This window comes from Bacillus sp. FSL E2-8887 (assembly GCF_038007205.1).
Taxonomy (GTDB): domain Bacteria; phylum Bacillota; class Bacilli; order Bacillales; family Bacillaceae_G; genus Bacillus_A; species Bacillus_A mycoides.
In genome coordinates this window covers 2,053,712-2,077,545 of the sequence record NZ_JBBOWS010000001.1, presented here as the reverse complement: position 1 = coordinate 2,077,545, position 23,834 = coordinate 2,053,712, and the positions used below count along the sequence as shown (strand labels likewise).

Below are 23,834 nucleotides of genomic sequence, written 5' to 3'. Positions count from 1 at the left end.
TCACCAATCGGGCGTTTACGGGCAGCCCGACTCCCACATAACTTCTTTGCTCCAGCCAAATTTTGAGGTGGGAGTTTTACTGCCCACAAATAGCGGGATAAACAAGAAAAGCATGACATTAGTTTGCCATACTTTTTTCAAAACAAATCGATATTTCTGTTCAATTTACACACCTATTTATTATGTACAATCAAACCATTTGGTCTAAAACGACTCATCATGATTTCGTTAACAAATTTCCCATGAGCCTTCAAATTCCCAACCTTTACACCCTCTTCGATAAATCCAAATTTTTCATATAATACTTTAGCTCTAGGATTCGTTTCTAATACACCAAGTTCCACTCGTTCTAACATTAGCCAATTATCAGCTAAATCAAGCATTTTTGTAAGAAGTGCTTTTCCAATTCCTTTATTGTGATACTCACTATCTACTCCGATGAATAAATCACCCGAGTGAGATCTTCGCCCTGGACTTTGGGTTAAACCGACAAATCCAACAACTTCCCCATCATATTCTGCAACAAATTCAAATTGATTCTGTGCTAAATTTCGAATTCTATTCTCCATTGCATCTACACGCATACTAGGTAAGAAAACCATATAAGGTAAAACATCATCTTGTATGCATATACGATGAATTGCTCTAGCATCTTGTGTTTCTACTGCTCTAACGTTAATCTCCATCTTTTTCCCCTCCATTCAAATATTCATATTCTAATATCCCATATTAAAATCCTGCCAACCCTTATTTCTTTGTGTTATTTTTATATAATTATTTCGATATAATATTCGCTTTTTGAACATCATCTCTTATATTCCCTCTCGTTCAAAATGAAAAAATCACTTAGAATATGCTAAGTGATTTTTTATTTAATTTTTTACCCTATTATACAACTCAAGCAGTTCTTCTACTGAAATACCATTTATTTTCATACCAGTAATATCACAATTTTCTATTTCAATATTTTTCAGATTACTACTACGTATTGTAGTACTTTCCAAATCACATCTATCAAATGAAATAGGATCTTTATCCTCTCCAAGGCTTGTATCTCTAAATTGAACTCCACCTAAAGTCACAAAATTAAATTTACTGCCAGAAATATTTAAATCTGCATATGAGGAATTTCTAAAATTAATATTTCTAAAGGTTGATTGACTTACATTACTGCTAACATATGAACTATTTTTTAAATTTACTTGATAATACTCTGTATTTGCCAAATTACAGTTTTCGTATTGACCATTTTTCATATCTTTATTTTTAACTAAGTTTTCTTCGCTTAAAGCTATCTTTATTTTTTTCACATAACAATACTCATCTTCCGTTTCAAAAATTGTTTCATAGCCCATTTTTTTATAAAAATGATGATTATTAATCTGTCTACTAGACGTCTCAAGATCCCAAATTCTTACGCTTGGAAACTCTTCTTCTATAAAATCAATTACCTGTGCTCCAATTCCTATTCCTTGATGTTTAGGTTCTACAAATATACGATCAATTCTACCGTAAGACTTACCAGAAATCGTAACTATAATTCCCCCGATAATTTCTTTATTCATTATCACTTTGAAAGATTCCAGTTCTTCAATCGAATATTTCATCATTTCAACTGATGAATATCCTGGTGGTTGAATGTTATAATCAATTACACCATCTTGATCAGACAACCATTGTTTTGCTTCTTCATTGAATGTTCTTTTCATTATTTCTGTCAACTTTTCAGCATCTAAAATTGTAGCTTTTTCAATAGATATTATCGTCATTTTGTTTTCCCCTTAAATGTTACAAACCAATAATTTATATGTACAACAAAGTTATTAATTCACTTTTGTTTTTAATACTTTTCCCATTATTACATAAGGAACATCATCTTTACTTGGATGAAACGGTTCCAATACATTTACCCAATCTAATTTTCCATTCATCACTCCTATTTTTAGCGATTATATTTACTAGCATTTATAAATAATTACAAAATAAGGAATATTAAAACGAAATATTTATCTTCTCATTCATTTGCTAAATACAATAAACCTGCACAATAAAAAGCTCTGGAGCATTTTTATAAAAAATTCATGCTTCAGAGCTTTTGTATATTTTTAATTATTTCTTCGTTATGCGCCTTCCGTACCATAGTCTTCAATGGTTAGCTTAACATTATATTTAATTGGCGCCTTACTAAACACTTTATCCCAATCCTTTTCAACTTTCTTCCATACTTTTGGATACTTGATTTTCAAACGAGTATTAAAGCCAGCAACATCAGTTTTATATTCCTTTTGAATTTTTTGTAATGTATGTTTCACTAATCGCTTCACTTCTTGCTCCGCAGATTGCTCCGTCCTTTTGAGAAATGTATTTTTAAAAGCTTCCTCTGACTCAGACCAGTTTTCGGATAACCGGCCCACAGACTGCACATTGACATCGAATGAGATTTTATCCCCTTTAACATGGGGCGTAATTTTACTTTTCATAGATTTCACTTCATACATAACTAATTTTTTTGTCTTTTTATCATAACTTTTCACCAAGCCACTTTTCCCTTTTGCAGTTATCCACATTAAGCCTTCTAATTCATTCTCGTTTAAAAAACCACGAAGTTTTTTTGTACGCCCCTTAATTACAGCAGCACCTACATATTTCACTTCTCCGTTTATAGAAATCACATTTGGTAAAAGAAAACTCGCCCCAGATTTCACCTTTCCTGGTAGTTTAGCAAGCGGCATCGGTGGTAAAATTCGTGAGGATCTATATTGATTATCCTCGATATCAATCAAGCGAAATGCTGGAATTTCCCCTGGTTCTTTTGATTGTAACGCATCACTAGCTAGCCCTTTACTAACCATAATAAAACAACTAGGTCTCATCTCATTATCACGAACGTAGATGTCCAATAACTGCGTTAAATTATATGTTTGGGCGATACTTTCACTAACAACTATTACTTTCGTATGATGAAAAATGATAGGCCTTTGCCTTCTTAATGCAACTTCACGTATTGATTGATGAAGAGAATCTCCTGTTTCTGCAACATTCATATAAGCTTTTTGTTGTGATACTCCACCTTTGCCTCCGTCTGATGATGATTGTGCTTTAACAAATTGGTAGGTGGTTGTTATTAAATTCTTCTTTTTATATCCGCCGCCCTTTTCTTCAATTTCTTTCTCAATCTTTGTTTCTTTTTCTTTATCTACTGCTATACCTACGGCGAAACCTAACTCCTCAATTTCATGACTACTCCAGCATCCTGTAAGTAATAAGAGAAAAACGATTGATGTTATTCTTATAATAATTTTTCTACCTTTAACATTTTGGTTCATGCTTTTTTTTCCTCCCCTTCGAAATCATTAGGAGAAGAATCGGAAGAATACCAAATAATATTATCGCTGCGTTACTAATCAAATTTCCAAATTCAAATAACTCATTTATGTTTTTCGGAATTGCGGAAACGATATAAATTACTGGGAGTAATCCATACAAAAAGGAATGAATATTTTTATTAAAGAGCTGTGCTAACCCTAAAGCAGCTGCATAATAACAGATTGTATATGTTGCAAAGATTTGCATAATCCATATCACTAATAGCAAAGATTCGAACCGTTCAAAAATTAAACCTTGAATTTCAAAACTTCTCATAAGATCAATTGTAGGCCATGTTCTCATCAATACCCCATCGATAGAAAATGCACCAATAACCATTACAACTGTGATGACATAAAAAAGTAAAGGAATCATAGTGCCAATTATTACAACCCTTACACCTTGAGATGGCTTCTTCATAAAGGCTAAAAGTAACAACATAATTTCAGCACCCGAATATGCCATAGTTGTTGTTTTTAGGCCTTTTAATGCCGGAACAATCCCTAATCCTAATACAGGACGAAGATTATCGAGTTCAAATATTCCTATACTCATAAAAGATGTCACTAAGAAAATAAAAACTGTAATTGGAAAAATAATTTCAAATAAACGTGCTATCGCATTTATTCCGCCTAAATTTAAATATAGACTTATCCACATGAATGGCATAATAATAGCCCAGTCAGGCGTACCTTCTAGTAGAAAGAAACTTGTTATACCTTCCAACGTTCTAAGTTCAAATGACGAAAGTGTAAAAAAGTAACTGATAATCAATAAACTAATTAACACCCCAAACCATTTCCCTACAAGTTCTTGGCTATATTGATAAAATGTTTTTTCAGGAAATTGTTGACTTAACTTCACGATAATTATACCCGCAACCATCGCAATTAATCCACCTAAAATAACAGTTATCCAAACATCAGGTGTATTCACTTTCTCAGCCGCGGTTCTAGGTAAAGTGAGAATTCCGATAGCAAGTATATAATTGATAAGAATAACAGCTGCTTGTGAAGTAGGAATTTTATCCTTTGAGTTAGTAATCATTCCTCTTCACTTCCTTTCCGTACATAGTCTTTTAAATTCAACATTTTTGGACGTCGCTTCATCATCTGAATTGGCATACGAACAATAAAATCCTTCCAATCGGTAAATTGATATAAGACAGCCGGGCTAGCATAAGGTACACCAAAACTTTTAAGCCTTGAAATATGACTGCATATAAATAAGAAAAATAGAATAACTCCATATAATCCGAATATAGCAGCGAAAAACATAGCTACAAAGCGAAGAATACGTAATGGAATTGCTGTACTATAATGAGAAAGTGCAAAAGAAGAAATAGCTGTGGCCGCCACAACAATTACCATTATTGGACTCACAATTCCAGCTGATACAGCTGATTGCCCAATGATTAATCCTCCTACAATTCCCATCGCTGAACCAATAGGCTTAGGTAGTCGTAGCCCTGCTTCTCGTAAAATTTCAATTGCAATTTCCATAAATAATCCTTCTATAATTGCAGGAAACGGGACGCCTTCTCGCCCTCCTATAATTGAAATGGCTAACTTAGTTGGAATCAATCCAGGATGGAATGAAATAAATGAAATGTACAGAGCGGGAGCAAATAGAGAAATAATAGCCGTTCCAAAGCGCAATAACCGAATCAGCGTACCTGGTATCCAGCGTTCATAATAATCTTCGGGTGATTGCATCATCATACTAAATGTAACCGGAACAATTAATACAAAAGGTGTTCCATCTAATAAAATTGCAACCCTTCCTTCCATTAATGCAGCGATAACTTTATCAGGACGTTCCGTACTCTGTACTTGCGGGAAAGGACTAAGATAATTATCTTCAATAAGTTGTTCTATATAACCTGATTCTGGCACATTATCAATATTAATTTTCTCAATTCTCTTCTTAACTTCTTCTACTAATTCTGGATCAGCAATCTCTTTCATAAAGGCAACAACCAAGTCTTTCTTAGCCCGTTCTCCTACATGAAATTTCACTAATGATAATCCTTCATTTTCACCGTGTAACCGTAACAAAGCAGTATTGTCCGATAAAACTTCTGTGAAACCTACCCGTGGACCCCTAACCGATCCCTCTGATATTGGCTCTTCAATATTACGTGTTTTTCCTTTTTTTGTATTAAGTATTAATACATCTGATAATCCATCAATTAATAATGCCGTTGAACCCATTAACACCTTTGACATCATTTTTTGCACAGATTGTACTTCTTCCACTCCACTAATAGGAAGAACTCGGTTTTTAATAAACTCTTTTGAAACACTATCTTTCATATTAGATGATTCATCTTTATACTCATCAGGAAAATTACACATTAATGATTTCATAATGTGCATATCAATAAGATCTTTATCTGACAGCCCTTCTACAAAAACAAGAACTGCGCGGATGCTAGTCCCGCCGATATTAAACTCTCGACAATAAACGTCCGAATTATCAAGAGCCTCTTTTTTTATAACCTCTAAATCTAAATTGAAATTACCTGTAAAATAGGATTCAGGAACTTTAGTGGGCTCATCTTCATATGTATTACTTTGATCTTTTCTTTGATTAACCATTGAATCTTGAGCTTTCACCTTCATCACTCTTTCTCCAAAAAAGCTTCTTATACCATTCTTCTTTACATATCAATATTTGTTTTCACTTGAATGTAGTTCGTTATATTATTCTTTTTCTAATGTGCGAATCCAACTAAAAAATCTTGAAATTATATATGGAATGAATAGTACGATAAAGGCTTGTATAAAAACTTTCCACTCAGGTACATACAAAACAATCATGTCCCACATTTTAATCATCCTATAACGATAAATAATTTTAGAAATTCCTCACTCAATTGGAATTTCTTACGAATTATTATGTCTGATAAGAAAAATTTTAATGCACTTAAAACTTCATTTTACATTTCATCTATATTTTTCATTGTATATTCAAAATGATCATTCTATATCAGACCAACAAAAAAGAAGGTGGCCTAAAAATCAGTTTTACTGACTTTATCGGCAACCTTCTTTTATAAAGTATCTTCTTTTTGTAATTGCTTTTCTTCTTTCCAAAGCTTTCCTGGCCAAAAAGCGAAGCGTCCTAAAACGACTGTAATCGTAGGTACAAGCAGTGGTCTTACAATAAATGTATCTAGCAATACACCGATTGCTGTCACAATACCGAATTGAACTAAAACTTGAATTGGCAATGTACCTAATACTGCAAATGTTCCTGCTAAAATTAAACCCGCGGATGTAATTACACTACCTGTTTGTATAACACCATTTTTAACTGATTCTAAATGATTTTGTTTCTTTTTATTCTTCCATATTTCAGAAACCATAAAGATATTATAATCCTCTCCTAAAGCAACTAAAAATACGAATGCATATAACGGTATCGCACCTTGTATCGCGGGAGCTCCCATACCGAAATGCAGTAAAATCCAGCCTGCTCCTAATGCAGAGAAGAAAGATAAAACGACAGTTACAATTAAGTAAATCATCGCAACGATTGAACGTAAATACACGAGTAAAAGTAAAGCGATGATACTAATCATAACCGGAATAATAACCGCTTCATCCCGTTCAGTAATTTGCTTTGTATCATATAAGGAAGCTGTTTCTCCGCCAATCCATAAATGATTCTCAGCTTGACTAATTCCTTCATCTTTTAATACCTTTTCTACACTACTTTTCAATTTAGGGATTTGATCTAATGATTCAATGGAGTAAGGATTTTCCACTAAAGAAACTTCATACATTTGCAATTGATTATTTTCTTTTCCCTTCATTGGCTCTTTCACTTTATTAACAAAAGATAATTTCTCTATTTCTTGTTTAATAGGTAAATCTTTTCCCTTTGAATCAACTACAATCTTTACTGGCGCTAATTCTCCAGCTGAAAAATGATCCGTAATTAATGTAAATCCTTCGCGTGATGGCATATCTTTCGGGAATGATTCTAATAAGTCGTACGTGTATTGAATACGCGGTACAAATGAAGCCAAGCCTCCTAATAAAAATACGGTTAGCATAATAATTGTCCACGGTTTACTTACAACAATATCCCCAAGTTTTTTACTAAAGAACCCTTTAGTATTTTTTACTTTTACTACTTTCTTTTTCTTTCTTGCAAACTCTTCATTCATTTCAGCTGTTCTCGGTATGAACGGGAAAAATGCAACTCTACCGAAAATTAATAATAATGCTGGAAGAATCGTTAAAGCAGCGATTCCCATAATGAAAACAGCCACACTAAATGGAACTGCGAATCGATGAAAAGCTCCATAATGAGCAAGTAATAACGTTCCTAACCCTAATACTACAGTAAGTGCACTCATTATAATTGCTCCACCTGATGCTTTTATCGCAAGTTGCAATGCTTTATACTTACTTTCTTCTTCTAGCAAGTACTCTTTATATCTTGAAATAAGAAATAAACAATAGTCCGTTCCTGCTCCAAACAGTAAGACAGTCATAATCGATATAGCCTGTGCATCTACTTTAATCCATCCATTGTCTGCTAAAAAGCCCAGTGTCGGACTGATAATTCCATATGCAAAACCAACAACGAGTAAAGGTAAAATTGCTAAAATTGGTGAACGGTACAGTAAAATTAATAAAACCAATACTAGTAGTACAGTAGCAACTAATAATTTCACATCAGCTTGACTAAATAAACTTACCGCATCCGTTTGAATACCTACAGGCCCAGATAATCGAACATGTAAACCAGAGTCGGTAATTTTTTGTTTGAACGGATCTTCATCCACTTTACTATTCACTATTTTTCGTAACTCTTCTAAATTACCTTTTAATATATCCGTTCCAGCAGATTTATTAAAAAATATTGGTGTGACAAATGATGTACCATCTTTTGATGCACTTTTTGATAATACTTGCTCTGGAATTGTATCAAATGGTGGTAACAATGATTGTTCTTTTAAAGGGTCCGTTTTTAACTCTTTATAAACGTCCTGTATTAATTTGTAGTCTTTTGACTCTAATCCACCATCCCGATGCCATACAACTAACAACGGGTTTCCTGCATTATTAGGAAATTCTTTTTTCATAAGTGCTTCAGCTTGCTGTGACATAGCTGTTTCAGGTAAATTTTTCGGATTCGGTTCTTTCGTACTGTTTACTTGTGGTAACGTAAATGAAAGTACTAATGTAATAAGAATCCATACCGATAAAGTTATCCATTGCGTATTCTTCCCTGCTACAAGCCTCCCTAACATATGTAACGGGTGCTTTTTCATAAAACCCCACCTTCCTTTTTTCCTCCAATATTAATTATATATACTGGTCGGTTAATTAATCAAGAATGATTAAAAAATTATGTTATAATTATCTCAATAATAAATGTCAGGAGCGAATGTATTTGGATCAAAAACAACGTCCTCTCGGAAGGCCTCGTCAAAATAAAAATACAAAGTCTACAAAAGAAATCATTTTAGAAGTTGCAACTAGGTTATTTCTCACTCAAAATTATCAAGTTGTTTCAATGGATGAGGTCGCGAAAGAATGTGGAGTTACAAAAGCAACTGTCTACTATTACTATTCAACAAAAGCTGATCTATTTACCGCTACTATGATTCAAATGATGGTGCGCATAAGAGAAAATATGGATCAAATACTCTCTACGAATAAAACTTTGGAAGAAAGATTATTGAACTTTGCTACAGTATACTTACACGCAACGATGGATATTGATATGAATAATTTTATGAAAGATGCAAAACTTTCTTTATCTGAAGAGCAATTAAAGGAATTAAAAAATGCCGAGGATAACATGTATGAAGTGTTGGAAAAAGCGCTAGATAACGCAATTCTCCTTGGAGAAATTCCTAAAGGAAATCCTAAATTTGCTGCCCATGCTTTCGTCGCTTTATTATCAATCGGGAATTTTAAAGATGAGAATCACAATCCTACTCTTGCAAATATAGATGAATTAGCAAAAGAAATCGTTTCGTTTTATTGGAATGGATTAAGTCATCAAAATTAAATTGATTATATTTAATAAAGAGCACATTTGAAATTCCTTCAAACATGCTCTTTATTAATTTAAGGGTTTTATTTATATACTAGCAATTAAATTATACTTTAGCACCGATTAACAAAAAATTCTTATCTATAGCTCTTGAATTTGTGCATTTATATTCCCCTTACTTAATCCACCATGGTAACAAACTACAGAATCAATTTCTAGATTTAAATACTTCTTCAAAGAATTTTGCGCTTCTTTTATATCCAAAGTAGTTGGGGCATGAATTCCCCCTAAAATTCCGTTTACACTATACATTGAATCCCCAGCGATAAGAGTTTTACTTTGTCTCAAATATAAACTAATATGACCAGGAGTGTGCCCTGGGGTATGAATAATAAGAATACCACCGCAATATGGAAGTTCTTGGCCTTCAACCAAAGTATCATCCACTTTTCCTTTTGGTGGATTCTGTACTTGTGCATCCTTCAACAAAGGTAACTCCCCCTCGATATATGGCTTATCTAGATCGTGAGCATAGACTTTTATATTACTTCCACAGTTTTGTAATAGTTCAGGAAGACTACCTATATGATCTATATCTTGATGCGTCAAAATCACGGCTTTTAGTTTATCAAACGATACTCCAACCTTACCCATTTCTATTCGTATATCTTCAATTTGTCCAGGAAATCCAGTATCTATTAAAACTGCCATTTCATCATCCCATAAAAGAATTGGGTGAATAATATACTCTTGAAACTCAAGATGTAACATCTCTACCCCTTTAGCAATCTCCATAACATTATTCTCCTTTATAACGAAATTTTTGAAATCTAAAAATTGGCCTGATAAACAAGTAATTCTAAATTACAAAGCCCCGCTATCGTTTAATATGTTTCGTCATACCAATCGAAAATCCCTCAAATCCAATTGATTCATAGTAAGATTTTAAATCTTCAACACACATAAGTTGTGGAATAACTCGTTTTTGTTCACAGTGCCGGATTAATCGTTCCACTATTTCCTTTCCAACGCCCATGGACTGATACTCTGGCATTACACATACACCGCAAATAATGCCCGTTATTACACCATCTGATATTACTCGTCCCATCCCAATTAATTGTTGCTCTTTAAAAGCATATATCACATACCAACTTTGTTTACACATTTGCTCTAACTCATTAACCGATAATTCAAGAGAATTCCATCCTAAAGATTCATACATAGTTAATAATTCATTGAAATCTTTAGGGGGTTCAATCGTGTAATTTAAAATAGTTTTCATGTAAATACTCCTTATCATCCTTTTTGTTTTTATTCCATAAAATTTTTGACCGTCGTTAAACTGACTAGAACAATACTTCAATAAAAAAAAATGAAACTCCTTCTCTTTAAAAACATAAGGAACTTAATAAGATTGGTACCATATATATTTCTCTATTTAATATTTGTTTAATATATCAACTAATGGTGAGTATAAAATATATACATTTCAACCATCACCAAATACTGAATCTAAATTACAATTATACGAAAAAGAAGGTATCTCATCTTTGTGAGATACCTTCTTTTATATCAATCCATCATTATATTATCAACCAAAAATCATACAGCTACATACGATAAGAACAAACAAAACTAATAAACTATTTGAGAAATAACCCATAGAATACTACCCCTTTATTTCATTATGTAAAAGATTTTACCATAAAATTATTAATAGTATAATGACTGAAAAAGACATTGGCTTCATTAGTTTTTTATGTATAAAGTAATATTTTATAATCTTTCTACTCACCGCTCATAAAAAACTTTAACTTTTCCTCTACTGCATCTCTCACGATTTAAATAACATTGATATTAGTAAATAAACAATTACTAATATCAATGTTATTATTTGATTTTAAGTAAAAATAGTAATAAAATAATTACTAAATTGATAAAGGACACGAAAAATAATGACTAATAAAGAATTAATAAACGAATACATGAATTTATTATTAAATATGTCAGGTACTTTCAAATTATTATCAGAGAAATCCACTGAATTTACACATTTAGAGCAACACATAGTTGAGTATATTGCCCAGCAAAAAGTCGCTGTAAATTTAAAAATGATTGCTAGTTATTTAAACATACCTAAACAACAATTAAGTGTAACCGTTCGTAATTTAGAGCAAAACGGATACATTGTAAAAAAACAAGATACAGTAGATAAACGAGCTGTTTTAATTTCCTTAACAGATAAAGCTGAAAAAGTACATTATGAAAGATGGAAACAAATTTATAATAATTTCACTAGTAATCTTGAAAAACTCAGTGAAGAAGATCAACGTGATTTAACTTACGGACTGTATAAAACAAATAAAATGCTATCAAAAATGCTAAATAACGACTAATCATATATATATGATATTTTTTTATTATTAAATGGAGGACGTTTCATGGTTAAAGAAATAGATTTACAATCAGTTCAAGGTACTATGCTTATTCCACTATGGGGACGAGCATATGGTAGTGAGAAAAACAAGGATATTTTAGATGATACGGAAGCTATTCGGATTATTAAAGAATGCGACTTTGATTTCTCTAAAATAGCAGATACATTTGGCGAATATGGATGTATCACTTACATTACCCGTGCAAGAAAAATAGATGATACTATTAAACAATTTATTAGAAAACATCCGAATGCTACTATAGTAAATATCGGTTCTGGACTAGACACTACTTTTTCAAGAATTGATAACGGTACTATACAGTGGTATAACCTTGATTTGCCTGATGCGATCGCTTTCCGCAAAACATTAATTGAAGATACACCACGAAATATAAGCATTGCCAAATCATTTTTTGACACTTCTTGGTTCAACGATATAAAATATGATCCAAAAGACGGTATTCTTTTTATATCAGCAGGTGTGTTTTATTACTTTAAAGAAGAAGAACTGAAGGAGATATTTGTCGCTATGGCAAAACGTTTTACTGGAGGAGAGTTATATTTTGATGCCGAATCAAAGTTCGCACTGACACTTTCGAATGCTACTGTAAAAAAATCTGGTAATAACGGCGCTATGATGTATTTTTACGTAAATAATCCAAAGACAATAGAAAAGTGGTCTTCTAACATAAAAATATTAAGCTGCTCCCCTTTCTTTAAACATATACCTACAAATAAAGATTGGGATGGAAGTACACGAATTATGATGCGGATTGTAAATTTAATAAAGATGTTGAAGTTCGTTCATATACGGTTTGAAAAATGATAAATCTATAGCTTATATATTAATCATATATAAAAGAAGACCTCGATTTTATTAAATTCATATAATAATCTATAGGATAGTTAGTCCATTATGAGGGCTAACTATCCTTTTTTATTTACATAATGAATGAAATAAGTAAACAATAAATATTTAGTTTAATCAGTATAATAAAGATATATAACTTGAAACGTTCGATTGGTTTTGGGAGGAGGACATAGCCTCGGTGCGAAGGCAACACTCCGCTTTCGAGGACATGCTTCAGTTATAGTTTGTCACTATTTGAATTATAAATCAGTTATTTTATCTTTATCTGGATTCTTGCCCAAACTAATGACCTCTTCTCCTTTTCAATAGTTTCGAGTTAGGTCCGGGATTTCTAAAGGTCGCGTACGTTCCAAACAATCTCACCGCGCTCGTCCCACGTACTGTGATGCCTCTTAAATCCTATCTTTTCTAACACCCGGAAGGACGCAACATTCCAAGCGCCTACAGTCGACCAAAGTCTGTGGCGCCCCGTAGCAATCGCAGCGTCCAGCACAACAGATGCTGCCTCAGTCGCATAGCCTTTGCCATGAGCACTGCGGAACAACTCGTATGCGATCTCCGGCTCTTCCAGTGTGGAACGACCGATAATCAAGCCACAGTATCCGATGAAATCACCTTCGTCTCGTCGGCGAATAGTGAGAAGGGAAATGCCATTTTCGCCTGCTCTCTTACGCATCTCGATAAGCTTGCTACGAACGGCGTCAAGGGTTGGCATATCCACACCACGTTCGCCAATTAATTTTCTCATCCAGACTGAATCGGATTCCTCCCACATACTCAGATCAAGTCGTTCAGTTTTCAGCTGGAACTCCATAGCTTTAAATAAAGCTGTCATAGTGGAAACCTCCTAGTTATGTCACTGCACTCATAATATAATGTACACCATCTTCCAACATGTACTGAATCACTTATTTTCTCTCCTTATCGCTCATTTACTACCACCTAAATGTATATGTTCTAATTATTAACACCTTTTTCCTTTAAATTCTTTAGACCCTATCCTCATTTATAGTAATAGCTTTCTTATTCGAAAAAAGATTTTTAAAAATTCCTACCCCTACAATTAATAGACCTATACCAATTAATTTATTTATTTGTATAGGTACTCTCTCCATTCCAAACAATCCAAATGTATCAACACATAATGCAACAACTAATTGAGTAATAAGGCTAATGAGCACCGTATAAGCTGGACCTAAACTCTTTATTGCACCCATTATACAAATAATTAATCCGATACCAAACAATCCACTTATATAAAATAAATAATTTGCAGTATAAAAGTTAACGCTTATACTTTTCTCTGTAATGATATGAAATAAAACAGAACTTATGAGACCTATTCCAAGAACACATGCAGTTGTTAACCACTGTCCTACAATTTCATTCACTTTCGTATTAAAAACAGATTGTAAGCTAATTAATATTCCAGCTAATATAGCTAAACTAAATCCAATCATAACCCTTCTCTCCCTTTCATTACTCATATATATTATCTTTAGCAACTTCCTTCATTCTAGAAAAATCTTTAATTACAATAACTCCATTATTCTTTTTAATTAATTTTTCACTATAAAATTTTTGTAAAACTCGAATTACATGCCTATAACTTACACCTATAAAATCTGCAATACTTGATACAGAAGTTGAATCTAAATCCTCTTTATACATATTCCCATTACTATCCGTTGAAATCGAAAGTAAATAACTAGCTACACGTACTTCTACCGGATAAAGTAAATTTAGAGCTGTAAAACGAGTTGATATTTTTAACGTGTTCGCAATGTTTTCAAGCAAGAACTTCATAAATATAGGATCATGTAATAACTTATTTCTAATAACTGTATTAGAAATGGAGATTGCTACAACATCTGAACAAGCTTCAACAACATTATGTGCTTTGCTATTTTGTATTAATTCAATATCACCAACAATTGCTAATGGATTGATAAAGCGAAGGATTAGTTTCTTTCCTTCTGGTGTAATCGTGTAAACTTTTACTTTTCCTTTAATAACAAAATATAAACGATGAATTTCATCATCTTTATCGCAAATAAGCTTGCCTTTTTCAAAATGATTTACTTGAAAATTGTCAGTACTTATTCCTGAAAAAATTTCAAGTATATTATAAGCTTTCAAATATTGAATAATTAAGTCTGATTTATTATCCACTTACAGTCCCTTCTTTCCTTACATATTAAACACAAAAATACCTAAAATCATTACTATTGTCCCCACAATATGGTATCTCTCCATTTGTATCTTTTTTATATGAAATAATCCTTTCATTTCAATAACAGTAGCTGTTAATAATTGAGCAACCATAAGTGTTCCAGCTGTTAATGTAACTCCCATTGAATATATCGCCATTGTTTCCGCACAAATAATCAACCCACCAAGTGCGCCAGCTGCTAAATATACTTTTTTTACACCCTTTAAATCCGTTACTTTCTCTTCTTTCTTTAACAAAAATATAGTTGTTGCAATAAGAAACCCAATTAAATGCGTCATAATACTCGTCGACCATATACCGATATCTGAACTAAGTTTCGCATTAAACGTACCTTGAAGTGTAATGAATACTCCTCCAAAAACTGAAAGTAAAATACCTTTCAAAAAAATCATCTCCTAATCTTCTATCTATGATTTAATTAAAAGCTACAATACTACAACGACAAAAGGACAAATGTCACATCGATATGAAAATAATTAGTAATGTACACGAAAAAACACATCTCAAAATATGTGAGATGTGTTTAAAATATTTAATCCGTATATAATATTTTAGTAATTAAAACTACGCTACATTAACAGCTTTATTCTTCAAAACAAACTTTCCAAATAAGAAACGTACAAGAGGTCCCATTATTATTAATTGAAGTGGGTACGCCATAATGAAATTTTTAATGAAAATCGAGAAATAAATTGAAGCGAATGAGTCACCATGTAACCCATTATGTAAATACATCATAGCCATTCCGTAAAATGACATAAAGAATACCATTCCGATTACCATTGTTGTTGCCATCGCAATAATCATGTTTACTTTTTTTGATTTATCAAATGGTAATGCAAATACAATCTTTTTCGCACACGGTCCAACGATACATATTTCAATTAATAGCGCAATAATAAATCCAATTATTAGTTCTAATGCGATTTCCTTAATATGAATTGGTCCTCCTGCTCCATTCATTAATAAATTGTAAAACGTCATAACGATAACCATCCCGAGGCACATCATCATACCAAATTGGAGGTTTTCCTTTCTTGTTGTTGGCAATTTTCATCATCCCTTCTCTTTGAGTCTTTGTCATTATATCGATATTGGAAACTCCTTCGTAAGTGAACATTTTGTGAACATTTTTAAAGCGTTTACGTGCATTTCTTCCACTCTTCACTCCAATCCTCCCACTTTATAACTTTTTACTTACAAAGGTTTTATATATTTTGATGTTGAATTATTAAATTTAATATTGAGTTATATGATAATTACTACTAGGAGGATAACCATGAATAAAGCAGAATTTTACGCATATCACATCGTTACAAGGAAAACAATGAGTATCGGAAAAATCATTCACTTTGACAAAAATCAAACTAATACCCTCTATCACTTCTTTTTTGAAAGAGAACAATTAAATTCTAATGATGAAGACTCCATTCAAATTTTAAAAAGGCATTATATCAATGAGGAATTACATATAAATAATGAAAATGCTAAAGTAGTTCTGAATTATATAGATCAAACAATTAGAGCGGTTAGAGAAACGATTGTAGAAATGGTTAGACTGCAAGAATTTCCTGAATATCCCTCAAGGTTGTCTTGCTTATATGCTTCCAAAAGCTATGAGGATGCTTTGAAATGGAAAGCGCTATTTGATTCTTATAATCGAGAAGTTTTGCAGATTGTTAAACTACGAGTAATCGGAAGTTCTTTTGAAGGTGATGGAAACCTTTTGCCGAAAGAAGATGGTATTCCTTTCGCTCAAAAAATGGAACAAGCTAGAGAGTATTGGAAAGGAAACGTTAGAAATGAACTTCCTGAGTTACTGATTAATGGGAGAATTGAAGTGGTGGAAATTATTGATGATTTTTCATCAATTAAAATTTAATTCCTGGTTAAATATTAAAGAATGGAGATTAAAATGATGAAAAAAGTGTACTTCAATCATGATGGTGGTGTAGATGATTTAATATCACTATTTTTACTACTCCAGATGGAAAATGTAGAACTTACAGGTGTTTCAGTTATTCCTGCAGATTGTTATTTAGAACCAGCAATGTCTGCCAGTCGTAAAATTATAGATCGCTTCGGCAAAAATAATATTGAGGTAGCAGCGTCCAACTCTCGTGGGAAAAACCCATTTCCAAAAGAATGGCGGATGCATGCATTTTATGTAGATGCTTTACCAATTTTAAATGAGTTTGGGAAAGTTGTTACACCTGCATCAAAAAAACCTGCACATCATCATATAATAGAGACTCTTCTACAAACTGATGGAAAAATAACTTTATTATTTACAGGGCCCCTGACTGACCTTGCTCGTGCACTATATGAATCTCCAATAATCGAAGATAAAATTGAACGTCTCGTTTGGATGGGCGGTACATTTCGTACTGCAGGCAATGTACATGAGCCAGAACATGACGGAACAGCCGAGTGGAATTCATTTTGGGATCCCGAAGCAGTAGCTCGTGTTTGGAATGCTAATATAATCATTGATTTAGTAACTCTAGAAAGTACAAACCAGGTTCCGCTAACTATAGACATACGTGAACAGTGGGCAAAAGAGCGTAAGTATATTGGTGTTGATTTCCTTGGTCAATGCTATGCAATGGTCCCCCCTCTCGTTCACTTTTCAACTAACTCTACCTACTATTTGTGGGATGTATTAACTGCTGCGTTTGTTGGGAAAGCTGATCTTGCAAAAACAAAAACGATTACTAGTATCGTTCATACATACGGACCCAGCCAAGGACGTACAGTGGAAACTGCTAACGGAAGACCAGTAAATGTCATTTATGATGTAAAACGTGATGCATTCTTTGAATATATTACTGAATTAGCTAAAAAAGCTGCTAATCACAACCAGTGTTGAAATCCGTATAAACCCAGTTGATGAGCCAGCAAAAAGATTTAGAAATTGGTTGGGGCTGGATATTTAATTATTAAAAAGAGTATTGAATTAATTTTCAATACTCTTTTTGTGCAGTTACATTGCATTTGGTCAGAACAAGCATCAATTGATTTAGAGCTAGGTTTTACAGATTAACCATTTCATAACCATTTACAAAGTACGTTATTGTTTCTAGCTCATCTTCATTTAATTCTCTATCTAGTTCTTGTTTATATGCTGCCTTTATCTTCTCTTCATCGCCTTTATGAGTTTCCGTATAAGTTCCTACTGTTTTTAATAAACGAATCTCTCGCAAAAATTCATTTCGATCTATAGCTTCCCCATGTGAAAGAATATAGGTCTCGGCATCAAATTTCTCTAATTCTTGTATCAGTTTAAACGTTCGTTTCGTCGTATAGTTCCACTTAGAAGAAAAAATATTTGCATAAATACAATCTCCTAAAAACAATATCTTTTCTTCTTTAATATAAATGACAACAGAGTCATGTGAATGGTCTCCGCCCACATGCTCTAACACACATGTCACATCACCAAGGTCTAATTCAAGTTGCTTCTGAAAGGTTAAGGTCGGCGGAATAATTTGAATATTTCTTGGTTGTTCACTGAACTCTTTTTTTATACAGTCCGCACAAAATTCAATTTCTGTGCCTTCTTTTACTCGTGTGTCCAACGCGTCATCTGTCCATTTATAAGAAACTAGTTTCTGCATCTCTCTTTTCGTTTCAGAATGCGCAATAGATAATGCACCTTGTAGTACAGGTAATCCCAAAATATGATCCCAGTGCCAATGCGTTAATGCTACAAAATCAGGATTTGAGATATTTTGCTCTTTTAGCATTTCTAAAAACAATTGTGTATGTGCTTCTGAATTACCTGCATCTATCATCAAAGTCTTTTCTTTTCCAACTACCATTCCTAAGATAGGTCTATCGGTCTCGGAAAAAGGTGTCATATACCAAAATGAGTTTCCTATTTTTTTAATTTGCTGCATAACTATTGCCTCCATTTTATGAATGTGTAACAATTTCCAGCCGAGAAAATTCTTTATTTTGTATTTTGATTACTATTAAATAACAATGTCAGAAATGAAATCATTCTACATTTTTTATTATCTAGTGAAATACAAATACTAATTTCAACAAGGGAATCCTTTCTCAACATTTGTTACTTTTAATCTATTTTACGCTACGAATTTACATGTAAATTATATTACAATTTGTATAAATGAGATACATTTTACAATATCGAAGGGGTGTTGAACCTGGAATGCAAAGGAAACAATCATTCCCTATTTCGGTAATGTGTTAACAGGTAAAGAGTTGATCAATCAATGAATTTAATGAGGATGGCTACCATGTTATCAACTGAATAAAAAGCAGCAACTATACAGTTGCTGCTTCCAACATTTCTTTTTGTATTTCAACACGTTTGATTTGGTGAGGGTCTTTAGAAAGAATTTTAAATGCATATCCTTCGCTATTTACTGTTTGCCCTTCCTGGATATCATAATTCTGCATCAGAATCCAACCACCAATCGTGTCAACATCACTATCATTCATATGTAATCCTAGTAAATCATTTAATTCGCTAATTAATACTTTACCTTCTACGACAACATGACCTTCATTCATTTGCTGGATGGGCGGACGCTCATCTTCATCGTATTCATCACGTATTTCTCCTACAATCTCTTCCAGTATATCCTCAATGGTTACAATACCAGCCGTACCGCCGTATTCATCATATAACACAGCCAACGGAATACGTTTCTTTTGCATTTGTAGTAAAAGATTATGTATTGGTATGGTCTCAATTACTTCAATTACTGGACGCGTATACGATTGAATAGAATTGAATTCTTTTATTTCCTTATTCATATAACGAATAAAGAAGTCTTTCACATTCACCATGCCAATGATTTCATCTTTATCTTCCCCAAATACTGGGTAACGTGTATACTTTTCATCACGGATTATTTTCATATGGTCTGCTAAAGAATTATCTACATGTAACCCTATAATTTCTGTACGGGGGACCATGATTTCTTTCGCAATACGATTATCAAATTCAAAAATATTATTTACATATTTGTATTCAGCTTGATTAATTTCTCCACGTTCATAACTTTCAGAAAGAATCAATCGTAATTCTTCTTCTGTATGTGCTACATCATGCTCTGATGCAGGTTTTAAGCCGAACATTCCTGTTATCATCCTTGCAGAGCCATTTAACAAGCGAATAAACGGATACATGATTTTGTAGAACCAGATAAGCGGAGCCGAAAGTAATAAAGTAACCTTCTCAGCCTTTTGAATCGCGAATGTTTTTGGTGCTAATTCACCAACTACAACATGTAAGTACGTCATAATAGTAAAAGCAATTCCTAAAGATAATACACCTGCAATGGAAGGATTGATGTTCCACTTATCAAATAAAGGATGTAAAAGTCTCTCAATCGTTGGTTCACCTAGTGCCCCGAGTCCCATTGCTGTAACTGTAATCCCTAATTGACAAGCTGACAAATACTCATCCAAGTTTGATGTCACTTTCTTAGCTGCCAGCGCACCCTTCTTTCCTTCTAATACAAATTGATCAATCTTTGATCCTCTTACTTTTACAATAGCAAACTCAATTGCTACGAAAAATGCAGTACATGCGATTAAAACCACTACCATGATTAAATTAAATATGTCCAACTAATTCCCTTAGCTTCCTTGAAACTAAAGGATTCACCTCCTGATATATTTTCTCTTTCCAGACCTACTTCATACACATTGACATGAGATTGTATAAAATCTACATTCTCAAAATGATGAGGGGTACTCTGAGAAAATCGAGGTCATTTAGCCACCTATCCGAGTCAACATCTGAGTCCAATACATTTCCACCGCCTTGATTAAATTATCTATATGTTAGCATGAGAAATAAATCCCAGTCAACGTTTACATTTTGTATACCCTGAAATTCAAACAAAAAGCTTCTCTTTCCTGTGACATAAAACCGCTTAATGTGTGCATCAACCACTATAACATTTCCTTCGCTGCCACTAACTATATTATTTTTTTGTTCATTATTTACATTCCTTCTCACATTAAAAATAAAGCGAAGAAACATTTATCAATCTTTTTTTAAAATATTTTGACACACATATTAATAATAACTAATACGATTGTTCAACTCAAATGATTTAGATGTGAAAGCGAAGTTCATACATGGCTTTACCGATAAAATAATGTTACAAATGCTTCAATGTATCATAGGTGGGGAAAAACAGTTTCTTATTTAAATGTCATCCTCTTCTTGTTTTTCAAAATCACTCCATGTCCAATTGGTCCAATCATTATTTACTTTCCCTACAGTTATCAAATTCACATTATTTAATTCAATCGCTTTAGCTAAACTTTGAAAGAATATGCTCTCACTCGGTTTTTGATCATCACTTATATCAGGATGTTCCCATTCTTCTGTTTGATAAAATAGATTTGGTTTAAATTCTGCATTGGCTTCATCTAATATGTCCGAGGGATTTACCCAGAATTTCTCCTTATATTTAGAAGTTAAAAAACGAATAAGTTTGGTAGGATGAAATGAATCAGTTTCAATTCCTAAACGCTTATACTCTTCTACAGTTGGTGTTAAAGTGATACGTTCTCCTTTCAAAAGTAACTCCATATGAAAAGGATCTACAAGGAAATGATCTTCATCATCGTACCAATATTCTTCATTTACAAGCGTTAAGATTTCATCGAAACATGAAAAGAATCCTTGCTGTCTCATGCTATTACTATACACATAGAAGTTATTCGATATCTTAAGGTTTGCATCAACGCCCACAACCTCAAATACAATGAGCCACTTGTCTTCCTCTCGAAAAACAGATATTCTGGATTGTGCTAAGTCAAAATTATAGTTATCAAGTACTGGAAAATCAAACTCCTCCGCGTACCTATCTAGTGTTTCAAGTGTTTTTTCTGCTTTCATAACATTACTCTCCATAAAGTTAGTATAGTAAATTTTTATTACATTCGTTTTTCTTTATTTAACTCATAAACATTATCTAAATACCAGGACATTTTTTTATGTCCCTCTAAACTGGCAAACATCCAGTTTTGTTTATTTGTATATTATATAAAACTCTAATGGCTCAGTAAACAACATTTGATTATGACCTTACCCTTCATTTTCTTTATACACAGTCCCCACCATAGCACTCCACTGCAGCTCCTCTTATTCTTCCTTACAATTAAAACAAAGACACATAGTCTATTGTTAATGTGAAATACAGTTTGATCATTTTTTCTAATAACTTACTATATAACAATCCTCCTGCAACTCATTCCCCTCCCAATCATTGTATATCTGTAACAATTCAAACCCATTCGCTACAAGTAATCTTTCTAATTCTTGCGGATACGTATACCGAAGATCTATTGTTGTTTTCAGTTCCTCTACTAGCGCATTATCCTCATAAAACCTTCTTGTTGTTATGTAGTGCTGTATTTGTTGAATTGAATCATAATTCATCTCAGTATATAAATCACATCTTCTTCCCTTTTCATCTGTAATAGTTGTCCAATATTCTTCTGTAGGTGGTTGTATTAATTCTTCCTTTGACGGAAAACGTGTATCAAATATGAATATACCATTATCAGTTATTACATTATGAATCGATGCTAATAATTGATTTTGATGTGTATTAGTAAGAAAATGTTGGAATCCATGTCCTACCATAAATGCTAACGGAATTGCTTCTTCGACGCTCAATTGCAAGCAGTCTTGCTGTAACCACTTTATATTCTTTAAACTCGCAGATTTACTCTTCGCTTCAGCAAGCATTCCTTCATGTATATCTATACCAATCATTTGATACCCTTTTTCGATAAAAGGAATAGTGACTCTCCCTGTTCCACATGCAATATCTAAAATCCATTCATTTTGTATATTTATTTTTTACGCCCATGATAGTAAAAACGGAAAATCTGAAAAACTTTTATTTTCTATATCATATCGTTTTGGATTTTCATATTCAGATAAGTTCCATTTTGTTTGCACTTACATTCCCCATTTCATTTTAATATATAATTTATAATGAATTTACAGTTTTTTCTCTATAATTAGTCATAATAATTTGGACTAATCTCCCTCCCCCATTAGTAAGCTGAAAACAAGGGGATAGAATTGGAGTGTGATGATATGGAACGTTTATGGATTCCTATAATCGTTACGTTTTTTTCGTTCGGTGGATTACTATTAGGAGGTGCTGTTGGAGTAGCAACACGCCAACTAATTGAAGAAAAGATGCATCGCTTATACGCATTATGTGGTGGGATTTTGCTTGGGCTTTTATCACTTGAAATTATTCCTGAAACATTTTCAAGCTATGAAATAATTGGGCCTATGCTCGGTATAGCTATCGGTATTTTAGTTATGAGCCTATTAGATAACTATTGTCATCATCCGATTATACATAAGAAAGATCAACAAGCATGGCAAACCTTCCTTTTTCTTTCTTTTGCTATATTCATTCATAATATGCCGAGTGGGTTTGCGTTAGGTACAGCTTTTATAAATCATAATGACTCTGCCATTCCTTTCTTACTTGCGATTGTCATTCACCATATTCCAGAAGGGTTAGCTTTAATTATTCCATTTCTTTTTACAAAACATAAATATATTTCATTTTTATTAACAACTTTATTACTTTCTCTTATCCTAGGTACCGGTACTGTTTTTGGCATTATGATGGACGGGAAAGCGCTCCATTTACAAGGACTTATTATGGGAAGCGCAATTGGTTCTCTTGGCTATGTCACAATTCACGAAATGCTTTGGAAAGCAAAAAAACAGCTATCTCTCCTTCCGTTTCTATCGTGGTCTATTAGTGGATTTTTATTAATAATAGCCTTCACTCTTTTCACTGGACATCATTAAAACAAATAAGTTATATCATTTGTATATTTTCCCTTTTTCTCCAAAACATAATAGTATCTACCTA

24 protein-coding genes and 2 pseudogenes are annotated in these 23,834 nt (G+C 32.9%); 7 read left to right on the top strand and 19 right to left on the bottom strand.

Annotation, left to right across the window (positions count from 1 at the left end; all coding sequences use genetic code 11):
• Positions 1 to 173: 173 nt before the first annotated feature.
• The 7 genes and pseudogenes from NSQ08_RS10390 to NSQ08_RS10360 all read right to left on the bottom strand — a co-directional run bounded on the left by NSQ08_RS10390 (position 174) and on the right by NSQ08_RS10360 (position 8,656).
• Positions 174 to 686, bottom strand: a complete 513-nt coding sequence (locus NSQ08_RS10390; protein WP_002141729.1) for a GNAT family N-acetyltransferase — start codon at positions 684 to 686, stop codon at positions 174 to 176.
• A gap of 186 nt (positions 687 to 872) precedes the next feature.
• Entirely contained in the window at positions 873 to 1,769 is an 897-nt protein-coding gene (locus tag NSQ08_RS10385; RefSeq protein WP_340774304.1) for a GNAT family N-acetyltransferase, read from the bottom strand.
• A gap of 54 nt (positions 1,770 to 1,823) precedes the next feature.
• Positions 1,824 to 1,922: pseudogene (locus tag NSQ08_RS10380) on the bottom strand (GNAT family N-acetyltransferase); the annotation flags it as partial.
• 198 nt (positions 1,923 to 2,120) lie between these two features.
• Positions 2,121 to 3,326: a Ger(x)C family spore germination protein gene (locus tag NSQ08_RS10375; RefSeq protein WP_340774301.1), complete on the bottom strand. Its 1,206-nt coding sequence runs from the start codon at positions 3,324 to 3,326 to the stop codon at positions 2,121 to 2,123.
• Positions 3,310 to 4,413 carry a spore germination protein gene (locus NSQ08_RS10370; protein WP_340774297.1) on the bottom strand — a complete coding sequence of 368 codons (1,104 nt, stop codon included), beginning with the start codon at positions 4,411 to 4,413 and terminating at the stop codon, positions 3,310 to 3,312. The genes NSQ08_RS10375 and NSQ08_RS10370 overlap by 17 nt, the downstream gene beginning before the upstream one ends.
• Positions 4,410 to 5,990 carry a spore germination protein gene (locus NSQ08_RS10365; RefSeq protein WP_340774294.1) on the bottom strand — a complete coding sequence of 527 codons (1,581 nt, stop codon included), beginning with the start codon at positions 5,988 to 5,990 and terminating at the stop codon, positions 4,410 to 4,412. The genes NSQ08_RS10370 and NSQ08_RS10365 overlap by 4 nt, the downstream gene beginning before the upstream one ends.
• Positions 5,991 to 6,421: 431 nt before the next feature.
• Complete coding sequence (locus NSQ08_RS10360; protein ID WP_340774290.1) at positions 6,422 to 8,656, bottom strand: MMPL family transporter; 2,235 nt, start codon at positions 8,654 to 8,656, stop codon at positions 6,422 to 6,424.
• A 122-nt stretch (positions 8,657 to 8,778) separates the two neighbouring features.
• Between NSQ08_RS10360 and NSQ08_RS10355 the strand changes: the two genes are divergently transcribed.
• The gene (locus tag NSQ08_RS10355) at positions 8,779 to 9,402 is read left to right on the top strand and encodes a TetR/AcrR family transcriptional regulator (protein ID WP_002085667.1); all 624 of its coding nucleotides are present in this window, start codon (positions 8,779 to 8,781) and stop codon (positions 9,400 to 9,402) included.
• A 126-nt stretch (positions 9,403 to 9,528) separates the two neighbouring features.
• On the opposite strand, the gene NSQ08_RS10350 is transcribed toward NSQ08_RS10355, so the two are convergent.
• Positions 9,529 to 10,182 (bottom strand): MBL fold metallo-hydrolase, encoded by a 654-nt coding sequence (locus tag NSQ08_RS10350; RefSeq protein WP_002031870.1) that lies wholly within the window; start codon positions 10,180 to 10,182, stop codon positions 9,529 to 9,531.
• Positions 10,183 to 10,264: 82 nt separating this feature from the next.
• A complete protein-coding gene (locus NSQ08_RS10345) occupies positions 10,265 to 10,672 on the bottom strand; it encodes a GNAT family N-acetyltransferase (RefSeq protein ID WP_002127326.1) in 408 nt (135 codons plus the stop codon).
• 673 nt (positions 10,673 to 11,345) lie between these two features.
• Between NSQ08_RS10345 and NSQ08_RS10340 the strand changes: the two genes are divergently transcribed.
• Positions 11,346 to 11,786, top strand: coding sequence for a MarR family winged helix-turn-helix transcriptional regulator (locus tag NSQ08_RS10340; RefSeq protein WP_002127325.1), 441 nt, complete (start codon positions 11,346 to 11,348; stop codon positions 11,784 to 11,786).
• Positions 11,787 to 11,831: 45 nt separating this feature from the next.
• Positions 11,832 to 12,653: a class I SAM-dependent methyltransferase gene (locus NSQ08_RS10335; RefSeq protein WP_340774274.1), complete on the top strand. Its 822-nt coding sequence runs from the start codon at positions 11,832 to 11,834 to the stop codon at positions 12,651 to 12,653.
• A gap of 376 nt (positions 12,654 to 13,029) precedes the next feature.
• Here the strand turns inward: NSQ08_RS10335 and NSQ08_RS10330 are convergent, their stop codons facing one another.
• The 6 genes from NSQ08_RS10330 to NSQ08_RS10305 all read right to left on the bottom strand — a co-directional run bounded on the left by NSQ08_RS10330 (position 13,030) and on the right by NSQ08_RS10305 (position 16,099).
• Positions 13,030 to 13,533 (bottom strand): GNAT family N-acetyltransferase, encoded by a 504-nt coding sequence (locus tag NSQ08_RS10330; RefSeq protein ID WP_044439691.1) that lies wholly within the window; start codon positions 13,531 to 13,533, stop codon positions 13,030 to 13,032.
• 154 nt (positions 13,534 to 13,687) lie between these two features.
• Entirely contained in the window at positions 13,688 to 14,158 is a 471-nt protein-coding gene (locus tag NSQ08_RS10325; RefSeq protein ID WP_012260918.1) for a DMT family transporter, read from the bottom strand.
• 19 nt (positions 14,159 to 14,177) lie between these two features.
• A complete protein-coding gene (locus NSQ08_RS10320; RefSeq protein ID WP_340774262.1) occupies positions 14,178 to 14,870 on the bottom strand; it encodes a Crp/Fnr family transcriptional regulator in 693 nt (230 codons plus the stop codon).
• An 18-nt stretch (positions 14,871 to 14,888) separates the two neighbouring features.
• The gene (locus NSQ08_RS10315) at positions 14,889 to 15,314 is read right to left on the bottom strand and encodes a DMT family transporter (protein WP_002127319.1); all 426 of its coding nucleotides are present in this window, start codon (positions 15,312 to 15,314) and stop codon (positions 14,889 to 14,891) included.
• Between the two features lie 181 nt (positions 15,315 to 15,495).
• Positions 15,496 to 15,945 carry a DUF2798 domain-containing protein gene (locus NSQ08_RS10310; protein WP_229180808.1) on the bottom strand — a complete coding sequence of 150 codons (450 nt, stop codon included), beginning with the start codon at positions 15,943 to 15,945 and terminating at the stop codon, positions 15,496 to 15,498.
• The gene (locus tag NSQ08_RS10305) at positions 15,863 to 16,099 is read right to left on the bottom strand and encodes a hypothetical protein (protein WP_229193939.1); all 237 of its coding nucleotides are present in this window, start codon (positions 16,097 to 16,099) and stop codon (positions 15,863 to 15,865) included. Before NSQ08_RS10305 ends, NSQ08_RS10310 begins: the two co-directional genes overlap by 83 nt.
• A gap of 111 nt (positions 16,100 to 16,210) precedes the next feature.
• Here NSQ08_RS10305 and NSQ08_RS10300 point away from each other — a divergent pair, with 111 nt between their 5' ends.
• Positions 16,211 to 16,813: a DUF2441 domain-containing protein gene (locus NSQ08_RS10300; RefSeq protein WP_016102044.1), complete on the top strand. Its 603-nt coding sequence runs from the start codon at positions 16,211 to 16,213 to the stop codon at positions 16,811 to 16,813.
• Between the two features lie 33 nt (positions 16,814 to 16,846).
• The gene (locus tag NSQ08_RS10295) at positions 16,847 to 17,800 is read left to right on the top strand and encodes a nucleoside hydrolase (RefSeq protein ID WP_340774257.1); all 954 of its coding nucleotides are present in this window, start codon (positions 16,847 to 16,849) and stop codon (positions 17,798 to 17,800) included.
• A gap of 163 nt (positions 17,801 to 17,963) precedes the next feature.
• On the opposite strand, the gene NSQ08_RS10290 is transcribed toward NSQ08_RS10295, so the two are convergent.
• Both NSQ08_RS10290 and NSQ08_RS10285 read right to left on the bottom strand, forming a co-directional pair.
• On the bottom strand, positions 17,964 to 18,830 hold the full coding sequence (locus NSQ08_RS10290) for an MBL fold metallo-hydrolase (protein ID WP_340774255.1): 867 nt from the start codon (positions 18,828 to 18,830) through the stop codon (positions 17,964 to 17,966).
• A 391-nt stretch (positions 18,831 to 19,221) separates the two neighbouring features.
• Complete coding sequence (locus NSQ08_RS10285) at positions 19,222 to 20,535, bottom strand: hemolysin family protein (RefSeq protein ID WP_033709060.1); 1,314 nt, start codon at positions 20,533 to 20,535, stop codon at positions 19,222 to 19,224.
• 473 nt (positions 20,536 to 21,008) lie between these two features.
• On the opposite strand from NSQ08_RS10285, the pseudogene NSQ08_RS10280 reads away from it, so the two are divergent.
• Positions 21,009 to 21,110: pseudogene (locus NSQ08_RS10280) on the top strand (ArsR/SmtB family transcription factor); the annotation flags it as partial.
• A gap of 11 nt (positions 21,111 to 21,121) precedes the next feature.
• Here the strand turns inward: NSQ08_RS10280 and NSQ08_RS10275 are convergent.
• Both NSQ08_RS10275 and NSQ08_RS10270 read right to left on the bottom strand, forming a co-directional pair.
• Positions 21,122 to 21,820 (bottom strand): DUF7003 family protein, encoded by a 699-nt coding sequence (locus NSQ08_RS10275; RefSeq protein WP_340774250.1) that lies wholly within the window; start codon positions 21,818 to 21,820, stop codon positions 21,122 to 21,124.
• 318 nt (positions 21,821 to 22,138) lie between these two features.
• Positions 22,139 to 22,786, bottom strand: coding sequence for a class I SAM-dependent methyltransferase (locus NSQ08_RS10270; RefSeq protein ID WP_340780098.1), 648 nt, complete (start codon positions 22,784 to 22,786; stop codon positions 22,139 to 22,141).
• A gap of 246 nt (positions 22,787 to 23,032) precedes the next feature.
• Here NSQ08_RS10270 and NSQ08_RS10265 point away from each other — a divergent pair, with 246 nt between their 5' ends.
• Entirely contained in the window at positions 23,033 to 23,770 is a 738-nt protein-coding gene (locus NSQ08_RS10265) for a ZIP family metal transporter (protein WP_193653609.1), read from the top strand.
• Positions 23,771 to 23,834: the final 64 nt, after the last annotated feature.

Bases quoted from the DNA above. Each gene is read 5' to 3' on its own strand.
- NSQ08_RS10385 (WP_340774304.1), bottom strand. From the start codon at position 1,769: ATGACGATAATATCTATTGAAAAAGCTACAATTTTAGATGCTGAAAAG.
- NSQ08_RS10275 (WP_340774250.1), bottom strand. From the start codon at position 21,820: ATGAAAGCAGAAAAAACACTTGAAACACTAGATAGGTACGCGGAGGAG.
- NSQ08_RS10345 (WP_002127326.1), bottom strand. From the start codon at position 10,672: ATGAAAACTATTTTAAATTACACGATTGAACCCCCTAAAGATTTCAAT.
- NSQ08_RS10325 (WP_012260918.1), bottom strand. From the start codon at position 14,158: ATGATTGGATTTAGTTTAGCTATATTAGCTGGAATATTAATTAGCTTA.
- NSQ08_RS10340 (WP_002127325.1), top strand. From the start codon at position 11,346: ATGACTAATAAAGAATTAATAAACGAATACATGAATTTATTATTAAAT.
- NSQ08_RS10365 (WP_340774294.1), bottom strand. From the start codon at position 5,990: ATGAAGGTGAAAGCTCAAGATTCAATGGTTAATCAAAGAAAAGATCAA.
- NSQ08_RS10330 (WP_044439691.1), bottom strand. From the start codon at position 13,533: ATGACAGCTTTATTTAAAGCTATGGAGTTCCAGCTGAAAACTGAACGA.
- NSQ08_RS10390 (WP_002141729.1), bottom strand. From the start codon at position 686: ATGGAGATTAACGTTAGAGCAGTAGAAACACAAGATGCTAGAGCAATT.
- NSQ08_RS10290 (WP_340774255.1), bottom strand. From the start codon at position 18,830: ATGCAGCAAATTAAAAAAATAGGAAACTCATTTTGGTATATGACACCT.
- NSQ08_RS10300 (WP_016102044.1), top strand. From the start codon at position 16,211: ATGAATAAAGCAGAATTTTACGCATATCACATCGTTACAAGGAAAACA.
- NSQ08_RS10350 (WP_002031870.1), bottom strand. From the start codon at position 10,182: ATGGAGATTGCTAAAGGGGTAGAGATGTTACATCTTGAGTTTCAAGAG.
- NSQ08_RS10295 (WP_340774257.1), top strand. From the start codon at position 16,847: ATGATGAAAAAAGTGTACTTCAATCATGATGGTGGTGTAGATGATTTA.
- NSQ08_RS10335 (WP_340774274.1), top strand. From the start codon at position 11,832: ATGGTTAAAGAAATAGATTTACAATCAGTTCAAGGTACTATGCTTATT.
- NSQ08_RS10265 (WP_193653609.1), top strand. From the start codon at position 23,033: ATGGAACGTTTATGGATTCCTATAATCGTTACGTTTTTTTCGTTCGGT.
- NSQ08_RS10310 (WP_229180808.1), bottom strand. From the start codon at position 15,945: ATGATGATGTGCCTCGGGATGGTTATCGTTATGACGTTTTACAATTTA.
- NSQ08_RS10370 (WP_340774297.1), bottom strand. From the start codon at position 4,413: ATGATTACTAACTCAAAGGATAAAATTCCTACTTCACAAGCAGCTGTT.
- NSQ08_RS10375 (WP_340774301.1), bottom strand. From the start codon at position 3,326: ATGAACCAAAATGTTAAAGGTAGAAAAATTATTATAAGAATAACATCA.
- NSQ08_RS10360 (WP_340774290.1), bottom strand. From the start codon at position 8,656: ATGAAAAAGCACCCGTTACATATGTTAGGGAGGCTTGTAGCAGGGAAG.